Here is a 13288-nt window from a genome sequence, read left to right as displayed (position 1 = left end):
GTCGTGCCGGGGGCCGTAGCCCTGGCCGTCCGGCGGCTCGGGGGCCGGCTTCTGCGGCGTGAGGATGGCGGTGTCGTCGCTCATCCCGCCGCCGGGGCCGTGGCCGGTGGGAGCGGCAGCGCCGGGGGCACGGCCGAGGGGGCCGGTGCCGCCGGGGCCTCCGGGCTTGCCCGTACCGGCGGGGCCGCCAGGGCCTGCGGGGTTGGCCGTACCGGCAGGTCCGCCGGAGCCACCCGTACCCGCGGGGCCGCCTATGGCTCCCGGACCGGCAGGTGCGCCGGGGCCGCCCGGCCGGCCGGGGTCGTTGAATGCGCTGGGCGCGCCGGGTCCGCCGGGCGTGCCAGGGCGACCGGGCTCGTCGAATGCGCCGGGCCCACCGGGCCTACCCGGCTCGCTGAAGCCGCCGGGACCACCAGGACCACCCGGCTCATCGAAGGCGCCGGGGCCGCCAGACCGACCAGGCTCGCTGAAGCCGCCCGGGCCACCGGGCTCGTTGAACGCGCCGGGGCTACCAGGACCACCCGGCCCATCGAAAGCGCCGGGGCCGCCAGACCGACCGGGCTCGCTGAAGCCGCCGGGACCACCGGGCTCGCTGAAGCCGCCGGGGCCACCGGGCTCGTTGAACGCGCCGGAGCTACCAGGACCACCCGGCCCATCGAAAGCGCCGGGGCCACCGGAACGACCGGGCTCGCTGAAGCCGCCCGGGCCACCAGGCTCACTGAAGCCACCAGAGCCACCACGAGCACCCGGCTCATCGAAAGCGCCCGGCCCGCCGGGACCGCCCCGCTCGTTGTAGCCGTTCGGTCCGCCGGGACCGCCCTGCTCGTGGAAGCCGCCCGGTCCGCCGGGGCCGCCCGCCGGTGGGATCATCGGGCCGTCCCCGGTGACCGGACCGCCCGTCGGGCCGGCCGGGCCCTGCGTGCCGGGGCCACCCGCGTCGCCGAAGCCGTTGAGCGAGCCCTGGCCGCTCTCACCGCCGTAGCCGCCCTGGCCGTTCTGGCCGTTCTGGCCGCCGAGGCGGTCGTTCTCCGAGAAGTACGGCAGGTCGTCGCGGCGCGATTGGCCGCCGTCGGTGCCCGGGCCGGGACGCGAACCGTTGCCGAGCGGGCCCGCCGCCAGTGCCTCGGTGACGTCGAAGGAGCCCGTGCCGCCGCCGTGCCCGGGCGCGACGGGGCCGCCGGTCGCGCCGCCGGGGAGCCCCGCACCGTTCGTGCCGCCGGGCCGGGAGCCGCCCGGCCTGCTCATGGAACCGACCACGCCTCCGGGCCGCCCGGCGCCGGAGCCGCCCGCAGCGGGGCCGCCCGAGCCAGTACCACCGGCTCCCGGACCACCCGCCCCGGAACCACCCGCCGCCGGACCCGAACCGCCCGGCAGACCGGCCCCGTTGGTGGAGCCGCTCCCCTGACCGGGCTTGCCCGAGCCGGACTTGCGGGGCGCGAACCAGTCGCTGGTCGGCTTGTCCTCGCCGGACTGGGCGGACTGGCCGGGCTCGGCAGCAGGCTCGACGGTGCCGGTGCTCCTGGGCGTGGCGGTGCCAGGAGCCGTCGCGTCGTTGTCCGCGCCCGAACCGGTACCGGTACCGGTACTGGTGCCGCCGGAACCCCCCGCTTCCGTGACGGGCTTGCGCACGACCACCGGCGGAATGGGCCGTGACCCGGGGATGTTGATCCGGATCCGGGTCGTCAGCGTGGTCTCGGTCTTGCGTTCCTCCGGCCGCGTGGCCGAACGGCCCGCTTCCGTACCGCCGTCGGAGACCGTCGGGGTCCCGTACGGCGGCGTACCCGACGGGTAGGCGGCTCCGCCGCGCCCGTTGGGCCCGGAGGACGGAGTGTCAGTTTCACGACTCAAGGCAGGTTCTCCCGGTTGGCTCCGCCGCCCGACACAACCTCACGCGGGCAGCTCGGCGGCGCGCACCACCATACTGGCCACTTCTCACCCGTATCTCAGGACCGCTGGGGAAAGTCACACCGGACCCCCACGGGCGCGTCCTGGCGAAGTGGTACGTCACTTGCCAAGTCGGACGGGGTCGCCGTCCGGTTGCCGCCCCGGGGCGAGGGTGGCGCAGATCACAGCTACGCCGATGCCCCCGAGCAGGAAGAGATAGGAGCCGGAGCCCGCCGCGAAGAGGAAGTCGCCCTCGGGACGGCTGGCGGTGAGCAGGACCACGGCGAGCATCCAGCCGGCGGCCGCCGCGACGCCTCCGGCCCGCCCGCGGGTGACGCGCGCGGCGCCGAGGACGAGCCCCGCCTCGCCGGCGAGGGCGAGCAGCAGCCCGCCCGGGAACCACCCGGGCTGCACCAGCGCCCCGGCCGCCCCCACCACGGCCCCGAGCAGGAAGAACCCGGCAAAGGCGACGACCCGTCCGGCGGAGGGCGGCCGCATCGGCTGGGCGAGCATCGGACTCCGGTCGTTCATGAGAGCTCCTCGACACCGGCGAACAGGTCCGTCTCCCACTCATCGGAGTTCCGCTCACCGGAGGCCCGCTCACCCCGCACCAGCTCGTAGTACTCGGTCGTGAGGATCGGCTGCGCGAGTTCGTTGGACAGCACGAAATACGGCCCGGACACGGTGATCTGGGTGGCGTGGGCGCGCATCGCGGCGGCCTTGGCGGCGGCGTGCGCGGTGCCGTCGACCGCGGTGGTGATCCGCTCGTCGGCCACGACGCCCGGTACGTCGTCGACGTCGGCCGCCTTCGCGAAGGGGAGGCCGGGCAGGTCCTCCCGGAGCCGGGCGAAGGACTGCTCCACAACGGACCGGGGGGCCCGGTTCCAGTAGACCTTCGGGATCGGCCGGCCGCTCTCGGCGGACAGCTCGGCGGCCCGCATGGCGACGCGGTGGGCCTGGATGTGGTCGGGGTGGCCGTAGCCGCCGTTGTCGTCGTAGGTGACGAGGACCTGGGGGCGTACCTCGCGGATCACCTCGACGAGGTGCGCGGCGGCCTCGTCGACGTCAGCCTGCCAGAAGCAGGCGGGGTCGTCGTTGTCGGGCAGGCCCATCATCCCGGAGTCGCTGTAGCGTCCGGCGCCGCCGAGCAGGCGGAAGTCCTGGACGCCGAGCTCCGCCATGGCGGCGGCGAGCTCCCGGCGGCGGTGCTGGCCCAGGGCGGGGCCGGTCAGGTGCGCGAGCTCCGGCGGGATGACCTCGCCGCGTTCGCCGAGGGTGCAGGTGACCAGGGTGACGTGGGCACCCTCGGCCGCGTACCTGGCCATGGTCGCGCCGTTGTTGATCGACTCGTCGTCCGGGTGCGCGTGCACCAGCAGCAGACGCCGGGTGGGCATTTCCGTCATGGGACCACCCTATGAGGCACCGGACCGCTGTTCGTCGCGCCCCGACCCGTCACCCCTCGTCGTCGAGCACGTGGGCGATGGCAAGGGCGATCCGCTCAATCCAGTCGATGGCATCGGTCACGTCGGCATCGTCGATCGGACGGCGCCGTTCGAGATCGCCGTCGATCAAGTCGGCGTCGTGCGCGATCTTGTTTCGGCGCTGGGTGATCTCGAGGTACCGGCTGCGGAACTTCTTCTCGTTGAACGTGGTCCGCCCCTGGAAGAAGTGCTGGTTGATGCACCCCGCCGCCTCGTACCAGACCTTCTTCTCGGTCACGAGCCTGAGCACCTCGGAGATCTTTCCGGGGTGCTGGAGCGCCTGTACGGCTAGCTTCTCGCGCAGGTGCTCCGCAACAGCTTCGGAAAGCGTGACCTCGCCCCGCCGCACGGCCTCGACCCGGTGCAGCGGCAGTTCGTACCTCCGCAGCTGGGGCGGCATCGTGGGGCTGTCCTGGAGCGTCAGTTCGGCTACCCGGCGCAGCACCTCCTCGTGGAGCCAGTGGTCGATGGCGGCGACGGCCTGGACCCAGGCCGCCCGGTAGAAGTCGTCGATGTCGATCGTGGGTGACCGGAAGGGCGTGAGCATCCGGCCTGCCTCGACCATGCGCCGGGCGTATGACAGGTTCGTCATAAACGCCTCGAACTGACGCGTCTGCGGCCTGGAAACAGCCATGTGCAACCCCACGATCACTCTTCGCCACGATCTTCACCAGCACGATCGCGGAGCCGCCGGGGGGCTGGTCAAGCCAGGACGGGCGGCACGGGCGAAGGTGACCGAAACAGTGCCCTCGGTTTCCGGATCACGCCCCTCATGACTCGGCCTCTTCCGCGCCGTGGTCCTGGTAACGCGGCAGGCCGTTCGTGGAGATGGTCCACTCACCGATGGTGACGTCCTCGCCATAGACGAAGTTCTTGCGCACCGCGTAGCGAGGGCCCTCCGGGGTGGAGTGGATGTCGGTGAAGACGGCACCGCTGCCGGTACGAGGATCGAAGATCACGTAGATCGGAATGCCGAGCAACGGATAGTCGCGCATCTTTCCCACCCAGTCGTTCTCCGGGTTGGACCGGGAGACGATCTCGATGGCAGCGAGGACCGTACGGGGGTCGATGGAACCTTCGACATCAAGGTCGGCCCAGGGGATCACCATCACGTCCGGGTGCCGCATGATGCCCTCGGGCACGTCTTCCACGTCGGGCGTGCCGTTGTGGGCCAGCAGTTCGTCCGGCATGACCTTCTCCAGACGGCGGCTGACGTGCGCGGCCGTGACCTCGTGCGGGCCTCCCGGCGACATCATGTCGTGCACGATCCCTTCCTTGGTGACTTCGAATTTCCCGGGGAGGGTGTCGCCCATCGACTGCACGACATCCCTCATGGCCCGGTACAGGTGGGAGCCGTCCCGCCGCGCGTTGCCGGGTGCGATGGTCATGGCGCTCGCTCCTCGTCGTCTGTGCCCAGGGGCAAGGATCGTCACGTTCATGCTAGGCGGCCTTCTTGAGGTCGGAGCGGCAGTCGCGGCAGTGGCCGGGGCGGGGAGCTCGGAATCCGCGGTCGCAGCCGTCGCAGTTCTGCATCGGGTGTGGTGGCGGCGGGGCGACGGCCGGTGCCCGGAACGGGGCCGGACCCGGGAGCTGGGCGGCGATACGGTGGGCCAGGAGGGCGGCGGGTCGCCGTACGCCCTCGGGYGGSAGGTCGGYGGTCAGGGCSYGGCGTACGGCGGCGGGGGCGACGTCSCGYTCSAGCCAGGCGGCGACGCCGGGGGYCAGGTGGGCSGTGTYGYGGGCRGAGAGGAGCARGCSGGGGTCGTGGCGGYGGAGGTCYGCSAGGAGGTCSGTGGCGGCTTGGAGCAACGCGGGGCCGGGGTACGCGGGCCGCGGTACGTCTGGGAGCGGCTTGCGGGATGCTCGTTCCGCGCGCGCCGCGCGCGTGGGGAGCGTCCTGCTTTCCTCGCATGCCTCCCGCTGCTGTGGTGCCGCCACCGTTCGAGCCTCCGGGTGGTCGTGGGCCTCGGAGCGATGGCGGGCCGCCGCAGGCTGATTGCACGAGATCGTGCGGGTCACGATGCGGCCGGTGGAAGTGCGGACGCGTTCGCGGCGCAGGTAGCCGTGAGCCTCCAGTTCGCGCAGGGCGGCGGCGATCCGGGTGGCTCCCTCGGGGAACCGGGCGGCGAGGGTCTTGATGTCGGCCGAAGCGCCCTTCGGCAGCGACTGGAGGTGCGTGCCGAGCCCGATGGCGAGGAGCGAGAACTCCCTGTGCTGGGCGAGGTGATTGCCGATCACCGTGAAGCGGGTGGTGTGACGGGTGTTGTCGTGCTGGAGCCCGCCAGTGCGGTGGGACGCGCCGGGCCGTCGGTTCGGGTGCTTGTTGCCCGCGATACGGGCCTGGGCGTGCGGGGGCACGCTAGGGTTCTGAGTACCCATCGGGAAGGCCTCTACTTCCTCGGTGGTCAGGCCCTCGCACTGGGATTGCCGTCCCGGCGGGGGCCGTCTCATGTCTGCGGTTGTGTTGCGCCGAGCGTAGGGCCAGGAAAGGGCCGGGAACCCAGCCAAGTTGGAGATGTTCACTCGCGCGGGTGAGCGGGCGCTGCGGGCGGGAGGGGTGGTGTTTGGTATGGGTCTTTTCCCCGTCATGGTCCTTGRGAAAGAGAGCGTCCCTTTCGCCGAAGCACGAGTTGTCGGGTTCCGGCGGCACACCGGCTTCGCCGCTCGGAGAGGATGTCTGCCATGCCGAAGACCACACAACTGCGTACGTACACGGTCCGGGACGGCCTGCTCGACGAGTGGGTGCAGCGGTGGCGGGAGGAAATCGTCCCGCTGCGACTGGAGTTGGGGTTCACGATCGGAGGAGCGTGGGTGGACCGTGAGCTCAATCAGTTCCTCTGGCTGATCTCCTACGAGGGCCCGGAGACCTTCGCCGAGCGCAACGCGCTGTACTGGTCGTCGCCCGAGCGCGAAGCGATGGGCCTGAACCCGGACGACTACCTTGTCCGCACCGAAGAGCGCACGGTCGAGCAGGCCTACTGAATCACTACGTCACGCGGGGTCGAGCGGCAGCAGGTGCTGCCGCCGTTCCTCGTGGGTGAGAGTACGGAAAACCCTCCCCCGGGCAGCGGCCTCCAGTCGGTCGTAGTCGGGCTCCGCTTTCCATACCCGCGCCGTCCCATCGGCTGATCCCGTGAGCAGGCGCGTGCCGTCCGGGGACCAGGCCACGGAGAGCACCTTGTCCTGGTGCACACCTACGACGGCGACCTCTTCAAGGGTCGTGGCGGACCAGACCCGTACAGTTCGGTCGTCGGCGCCCGTGGCGATGTGCAGGCCGTCGGGTGACCAGGCGACGGCGCGAAGCCGCCCTTCGTGCCCCTTGAGTACCTCGATGCGTCGCCCGGTGGCCACGTCCCACACAGCGGCGCTCCAGTCGCCAGAAGCGGTGGCGATCCTCGCCTCGTCCGGAGACCAGGCCGCTTCCTCCACGTAGTTCTCGTGGCCGCGCAGCACTGTGAACTGCCGCCCCTCCCCGATGTCCCACAGTCGACACGTACGGTCGTCGGAGCAACTGGCGAGCAGTCGACCGCTCGGCGACCAGGCCACACGCCCCACCCAGTCCTGATGTTCCGTGAGTTTCAGCAGCTCGGTCCCGTCCGGCGCGGACAGAACACGCACAGCACCGTCGTGACCACCGGTGGCGATTCGGCCGCCGTTCGGAGACCACGCGCACCCCTCGATGACCTCGCCGTTTCGCTCGAACAGTATGCTGCCGCGCCCGTCGACGACCCCAAACAGACCGTCGTTCGTACTGAACGCGAGTCGTTCCCCCTGTGGGGCCCAGGCGACAGACCAGACCCGGTCCTCGCACTCGATCACCGGTCCGGCCGGAGCGCCGGTCACCGCGTCCCACACCCGTACGGTGCCGTCGTCCGAGGCCGTGGCGAAACGGTCGCCATCGCTGGACCACGCGGCACGGTTCACCGGGCCTCGGTGTCCGTCGGCCAGTACGACCTCGGCGCCACGCGGGCGCAGGTCCCACACCATGCCAGTGCCGTCGGTGGAACTGGTGGCGAGCATGGCTCCGCAGGGCGACCAGGTGACGCCCCACACGGTGTCCGCGTGGCCCCGCAGCACGGCCAGGACCTTGGCGTCCTCGGTGTCGACGATGCGCACGGTGCGGTCCGAGGAGGCGCTGGCCAGCATCCGCCCGTCTGGCGACCAAGCCAGGTTCCACACGTAGTCGGTGTGTCCTCGCAGCAACAGGCGCAGATCGCCGGTCCTGGCATTCCAGATACGGGCGGTATTGTCCCCGGAGCCGGTGGCGATATGCCGTCCGTCGGGTGACCAGGTGATGCCCTCGACGAAGTCCGAGTGCCCGGTGAGTGTGGTGGCCGCTGTCCCGGTCGTCAGGTCCCACACGATCGCGGTCTGATCATGAGAGGCGGAGGCGAGGCGATTGCCGTCTGGCGCCCAGGCCACACCCCACACGTCCTCGCTATGCCCGTGTAGTTCGTGCACGACCCGACCGCTATCGGCCTCCCAGACCCGGACGATCCGGTCCTTGGAGCTCGCCGCGACGTGCCGGCCATCCGGCGACCAGGCGACCTGTCTGCTGAGGTCCCCAGCTCCGGTGAGCAGCCGGACCGGATCTCCCGAGGCGGCATCCCAGATCCGTACGACTCGGTCACGGCCGGCGGTTGCCACCCTCGTCGAGTCCGGCGACCATGCAACGGACTCGACCATGACGCCGTCGCACGGCAGCACCAGCCGGGTGCGTCCGGACGGTGCGTCGTGAACGCGGGCTGTGCCGTCCCTGGACGCCGTGGCCAGCATGCGCCCGTCGGGGGACCATGCGATGTGCCGGACTGTGTCGGTGTGTCCGTCGAGCCGGGCACGGACGTGACTTGCCGCCAGCGCCGCCATCAGCCCGCGTCTGGCCGAGGGCGTGGGTGTGCACTCGCCGAGCGCGGCGAGCGACAGCAGCAGGGAACGCTCCGGTTCGTCCTCCGCGCTCAGGAGAACCTGCCGACCGATGCTGTCGGAGACGCGGCTGAGGAAGGTCAGGTCGCGGCGTTGCGAGGACTCGACGAGTGCGCGGGCGGGTGGGGACGCCTGCCTGGATTCCTCCAACGCTTCCAGCCAGCGCCGGGCGGCGCTGAGGCGTTCCCCGGTGAGCAGGTAGTCGTCGCTGCGTCCGGACCGCTCCCAGTCGGCCGCCCATCGTTCCAGTTCGGCGCGCTCGCGAAGTCGTTCGGCACGCGCCTCGACCTCCTGCCGCAACGGGGCCCACTGGCGGAACAGGGCCTCGTGCGTCACCTGTGCGTAGGGCTCACTGGTGGTTGTGGAGCCGCCGTCCGTGATATCGGTGCGCAGCAGCCGCGCCTCTACGAAGGCATCGACGATATGGCGGTCCTGTCCGTCGAGTTCGGACAGCGGTACATGGCGGCGAGCCACCTCCTGTTCTTCGACAGTGACGAACCGGAGCAGCACCCGGAGGACGGCGTCGATGCCCACGCCTGCACCGAGCCCGGTCACGGTGTTGTCTGCCTGGCGCGCCAGCGCGCCAGGCACTCCGCCGAGCTGCCGGTACAGCTCCTCGGTCACAGTCCCGCCAAGGCCGGAGGCGAAGTACAGCTCTTGGAGAAGATAGGCGAGCAGCGGTAGTGCGTCGTCCGTCCCGGTCTCGCTCACGATGGAGTCGACGACTCCGGCCTCGAAGCCGAGCCCGACGAGGGCCCCCGGCCGCTCCACGACTTCGACGAGCTGTGCTCTGCCCAAGGTGCCGATGACGACAGGATGCTGGAAAAGATCCGCGTATCCGGTGCCGAGGAGCCTGCCGAGCAGATCCACTCGGAGGGTGGCCAGCACACGGACCGCCGGATCCTGTTCCACACAGGTCCGCAACGCTTCGAGGAACTGGACGCGTTCACGCTCCCCCGCCAGGGTGACGACCTCTTCGAACTGGTCGACCACAAGGAGCACCCGTCGGGACCGGCCACCACGCAGCCGCGACAGCTCGGCTCGCAACGCGCCCGGCCCCTGACGCAGCCTGCGCAGTACGGCACTCGCCGGTTTCTGCCCGTCGGCGGCGGCCGCCAGCGCACCCGCGAGGGCGCCCAGCGGGCTGGGTCCGGGAGCGAAGGCCGGTACGACGGTCCAGCGGCGTTCCCGAAGCCGAGGCATCACCCCTGCCCTGACCAGCGAGGATTTTCCGCTGCCGGACGCCCCGACCAGCAACAGGAACCGATCAGCGGGGCGGGTCGCGGTGGCGTGCAACCTGCGCGTCAGTTCGGCAGCCTGTGCCTCCCTGCCGAAATAGACGGGCGCCTCATCCTCGTCGAAGGCGTCGAGGCCCGGGTACGGGACCCGCTCACGCGGCCACTCGGCCCGAGGCGGTGCGGGGTTCTCCAGCCGGTAGACGACAACTTGCCCGACCACAAGTGCCACAATCAGCACTCCGATGGCCGGAACAGCGAACCGCTGAATCGCCGCCAGCGCCCAAGGGACGTCATCGGTACTGGTCGCGTAGTTTGTGGCGATCCCGAGCAAGCAGGCGACCAGCGCCAGCATGATCTGAATCGCGACCTGCATACGGTTCCTCATCGGACACCGCTCACGACCGCGCCGCCACCCGCCAGCACCGCTCAGCCCCCGTTCCCACCGGCCTCGAAACGCCGGCACCGTGTCATTCGCCCCGGGCCCGTGGATCGGTGAGGCAGGGCGTTCATGACCATCTTCTGGGGCTTCTCAGGCGCGTTCAACGGTGCGTATGCGTTTCGGCCATGCAGGGTTACGGCTCTTCCCGCCCCGCAGGGTTCTTTCTCACCGTCATGGCACTCGGGAAAGTCCGCCCCTCGCACCGGAGCACGGGCAGGCGGGTTCCGGTGGCGGACCGACTCTGCACTCGGCCCACCCCGTCGGTGACCTCGATGCGCAAGGTGTCGCCGACGACGTAGAGGGTGAGCCGGAAGTCCCGGCCGGGGACACAGCTGTGCGTGGCGGCGTTGGCGGCAAGTTTGGCCACGATGTGCGCCGCCGGGGCCAAGGGGAGGCCCCAGGAACGCTGAAATTGCGGATTCCTATGCCGAGTTGCACCTACAAGGTGGCGGTTTCTTGATTCGCGTCACTCAGCGTGGCGGAGTGCGCTTACCGTGAATAGTAACGACGCCGTCGCGTACGGTGACCGTCCAGGGCTTGTCCGGTGGTGTTCCGGCTTGTCGGGAGGGGCCGCACCGGTACGAGGCGGGTCGGTAGAGCCGTACGACGGAGGGGCACGGAATGTCGGTGGACGGTGAAGTAAGGCGGCTCAAGACCGAGGCGGACGAACCTGGTTGGGAGGTGGATCCGGACGACGACTGGGGACTGGCGGTCATCGCCACCGTTGGGCGGCAACTGAAGCTGCGCCGGGAGGCGACCGGGATGCGGGCTGCCGAGTTCGGGGAGGCGGTGGGGTACGGCGAGGACATGGTGTACAAGATCGAGTCCGGCAAGCGGATCCCACGGCCCGAGTATCTGGACATGGCGGACGAGGTGCTCAGGGCGGGTGGGTTGCTCGCCGCGATGAAGGAGGACGTGAAGAAGGTCCGGTACCCCAAGAAGGTGCGGGACCTGGCGCAGATGGAGGCGAAGGCCGTAGAGCTGCTCTCGTACGGCAATCACAACCTGCACGGCTTGCTCCAAACCAAGGAGTACGCGTGGGCGTTGCTAAGAACACGGCGGCCGGTGAACCCGGAAGACCAGTTGGAGCAGGCACTGGCGGCGCGTATGGCCCGAAAGGCGATCTTCGACCGTGCACCAGCTCCTGAGCTCAGCTTCGTCCTGGAAGAGACGACACTCAGGCGCCCCGTCGGGGGCAAGATGGTGTGGCGCAGTCAGCTCGAACACCTCCTGGAGGTCGGTCAGTTGCCAAACGTGGAAATTCAGGTGATGCCGACGGACCGCTGGAACCATCCTGGGACCGGAGGCCGCATCCAGGCGCTGAAGTTCGAGGACGGTACGACGGTTGGGCGTATGGACGACGAGTTCAATGGCCGCCCTGTCCATGATCCGAGGCAGGTCAGGGTCCTCGAACTGCGCTATGGCATCATCCGGGCCGAGGCTCTGACCGCACGGGAGTCACTGGCCTTCGTCGAGCAACTGGTGGGAGAAAGATGATCCGCAAGGCCCCTGTCGAACACGCATCCGCGCTGGTGTGGTTCAAGAGCAGCTACAGCGACAGCAGCAACCCGAGCGACTGCGTGGAGGTCGCCACCGCCCCCGAGACCATCCACGTCCGCGATTCCAAGCACATAATCGGCCCCCGCCTCCGGCTGACGCCAAAGGCCTGGGCCGACTTCGTGACGTACGCGTCTAGGGGCTGAACGGCTACTCGACCTCGACCTCCGGTACGTCCACGTCGCCTCCCAGGGAGCGGGCGATGGCCGTGAACTCGTTCAGGGCGGACTGAAGGTCGCGGACGATCTCCTCGGCGATCACCTCGGGCGGCAGGCCGCTGTCGGCGTCGTCGAGGGCAGGGTCCTTCATCCACGTGATGTCGAGGTTGACCTTGTCGCGGGCGATCAGCTCGTCGTAGCTGAACTTCTTGAACGGCCCGTTCTCGTCCTCGGACTCGACGCGGGTGGAGCGGGGCTCACCCGGCCGGTAGGCCGCCACGAAGTCGTCCAGGTGGGCGCGGGTGAGCGGGCGCTGTTTGAGAGTGAAGTGCTGGCCGGTGCGAAAGTCGTAGACCCACGTCTCGGTGGTGTGCGGCTTGCCGTCGGCGCGCGGGGGCTTCTTCTCGAAGAAGAGGACGTTGGCCTTCACGCCGCCCGCGTAGAAGATGCCAGTGGGCAGCCGCAGGATCGTGTGCAGGTCGAACTCGTCAAGCAGCTTGCGGCGGATCTTCTCACCGGCGCCGCCCTCGAAAAGGACGTTGTCAGGCAGGACGACGGCAGCGCGCCCGCCGACCGCCGTGAGCGACATGATGTGTTGCAGGAAGTTGAGCTGCTTGTTCGTGGTCGTGGCGGTGAAGTCGTCGCGGTCGTACTCGGTGTCCTGCTTCTCGGCCTCGCCGTCCTGACCGATCACGGTGATCGCGGACTTGCGGCCGAAGGGCGGGTTCGCGAGGACGAGGGTGGCGTGCTTGCCGCTGGGCTTGTCGGCGAGGGCGTCCCCGACGGTAATCAGGCTTGGGCCGTCGCTCTTGCCGATGCCGTGGAGGAGCATGTTCATCGCAGCAAGGCGGGCGGTGCCGGTGACGAGTTCGTTGCCCCAGATCTTGCGACCCTCGTCGTAGGCCTTGCGGTCGTCGAGCGACATGGTCTTCATGTGGTGGTCGCGGATGTAGGCGTGGGCCGCGATCAGGAAGCCGCCGGTGCCACAGGCCGGGTCAGTGATCGTGTCGTCCGGGCCAGGCTGCATGACGTCGACCATGGCGTCGATGAGCGGCCGGGGCGTGAAGTACTGGCCGGCGCCGGTCTTGGTGTCCGAGGCGCCCTTGGCGAGCAGGCCCTCGTAGGCGTCGCCCTTGAGGTCCGTGCCCGTGACCGTCCAGTCCTCGCGGCCGATCAGGTCAACGACCAGTTTTTCGAGGAGTGCGGGCTTGGTGATGCGGTTCTGGGCCTCGGCGAAGATCGTGCCGATGGTGGTGTCAGGACGGCTGCCCAGGTTTTCGAGGACGGCTCGGTAGTGCTTCTCCAGCTCGGGACCGCGCTTATTGACGAGGGTCTGCCAGTTGTACTCGGCGGGGACGATGGCGCTCATGTCCTGGCCGTCCCACGGGTCGTTCTCGATCTCGTCGACCATCTTGAGGAAGAGCAGGTAGGAGAGCTGCTCGACGTACTCGATGGTGGACATGCCGTTGTCGCGGAGGACGTTGCAGTAGTTCCAGAGCTTGGAGACGAGTGTGTTGGTCTGGGCGACCGCCTTGGCCGTCTTGACCGGCTCGGGGGCGGGGTGCTGGGCGTCTGCGGAGGCGGTCACAGCTCGAACTCCTGCTGTAC

Annotated in this window: 10 protein-coding genes and 2 pseudogenes; 3 read left to right on the top strand and 9 right to left on the bottom strand. The window is 69.8% G+C overall.

Annotated features, from left to right (window positions below):
• The 6 genes and pseudogenes from CA983_RS48315 to CA983_RS30620 all read right to left on the bottom strand — a co-directional run.
• A pseudogene (locus CA983_RS48315) lies at positions 1-1848 on the bottom strand (hypothetical protein); the annotation flags it as partial.
• A 156-nt stretch (positions 1849-2004) separates the two neighbouring features.
• Complete coding sequence (locus CA983_RS30640) at positions 2005-2415, bottom strand: DUF6113 family protein (RefSeq protein ID WP_086604071.1); 411 nt, start codon at positions 2413-2415, stop codon at positions 2005-2007.
• Positions 2412-3287, bottom strand: a complete 876-nt coding sequence (gene mshB / locus CA983_RS30635) for an N-acetyl-1-D-myo-inositol-2-amino-2-deoxy-alpha-D-glucopyranoside deacetylase (protein ID WP_086604070.1) — start codon at positions 3285-3287, stop codon at positions 2412-2414. The genes CA983_RS30640 and mshB overlap by 4 nt, the downstream gene beginning before the upstream one ends.
• A gap of 49 nt (positions 3288-3336) precedes the next feature.
• The gene (locus CA983_RS30630; RefSeq protein ID WP_244207167.1) at positions 3337-3957 is read right to left on the bottom strand and encodes a hypothetical protein; all 621 of its coding nucleotides are present in this window, start codon (positions 3955-3957) and stop codon (positions 3337-3339) included.
• A 178-nt stretch (positions 3958-4135) separates the two neighbouring features.
• Positions 4136-4753 (bottom strand): Uma2 family endonuclease, encoded by a 618-nt coding sequence (locus CA983_RS30625; RefSeq protein WP_086604068.1) that lies wholly within the window; start codon positions 4751-4753, stop codon positions 4136-4138.
• Positions 4754-4805: 52 nt separating this feature from the next.
• A complete protein-coding gene (locus CA983_RS30620; protein WP_208637077.1) occupies positions 4806-5744 on the bottom strand; it encodes a helix-turn-helix domain-containing protein in 939 nt (312 codons plus the stop codon).
• Positions 5745-6047: 303 nt separating this feature from the next.
• Between CA983_RS30620 and CA983_RS30615 the strand changes: the two genes are divergently transcribed.
• Positions 6048-6347 (top strand): NIPSNAP family protein, encoded by a 300-nt coding sequence (locus CA983_RS30615; protein ID WP_086604066.1) that lies wholly within the window; start codon positions 6048-6050, stop codon positions 6345-6347.
• Positions 6348-6356: 9 nt separating this feature from the next.
• Here the strand turns inward: CA983_RS30615 and CA983_RS30610 are convergent, their stop codons facing one another.
• Entirely contained in the window at positions 6357-9899 is a 3543-nt protein-coding gene (locus CA983_RS30610) for an nSTAND1 domain-containing NTPase (RefSeq protein ID WP_086604065.1), read from the bottom strand.
• A gap of 301 nt (positions 9900-10200) precedes the next feature.
• Positions 10201-10371: pseudogene (locus tag CA983_RS48310) on the bottom strand (ATP-binding protein); the annotation flags it as partial.
• A 215-nt stretch (positions 10372-10586) separates the two neighbouring features.
• Here CA983_RS48310 and CA983_RS30600 point away from each other — a divergent pair.
• Both CA983_RS30600 and CA983_RS30595 read left to right on the top strand, forming a co-directional pair.
• Positions 10587-11462: a helix-turn-helix domain-containing protein gene (locus CA983_RS30600; protein WP_086604063.1), complete on the top strand. Its 876-nt coding sequence runs from the start codon at positions 10587-10589 to the stop codon at positions 11460-11462.
• Entirely contained in the window at positions 11459-11668 is a 210-nt protein-coding gene (locus CA983_RS30595; RefSeq protein ID WP_086604062.1) for a DUF397 domain-containing protein, read from the top strand. Before CA983_RS30600 ends, CA983_RS30595 begins: the two co-directional genes overlap by 4 nt.
• A gap of 4 nt (positions 11669-11672) precedes the next feature.
• On the opposite strand, the gene CA983_RS30590 is transcribed toward CA983_RS30595, so the two are convergent.
• On the bottom strand, positions 11673-13268 hold the full coding sequence (locus CA983_RS30590; RefSeq protein ID WP_086604061.1) for a type I restriction-modification system subunit M: 1596 nt from the start codon (positions 13266-13268) through the stop codon (positions 11673-11675).
• Between the last annotated feature and the right edge of the window lie 20 nt (positions 13269-13288).

Source organism: Streptomyces swartbergensis, assembly GCF_002148965.1.
Classification (GTDB): domain Bacteria; phylum Actinomycetota; class Actinomycetes; order Streptomycetales; family Streptomycetaceae; genus Streptomyces; species Streptomyces swartbergensis.
This window is presented reverse-complemented; position numbering and strand designations above follow the sequence as displayed.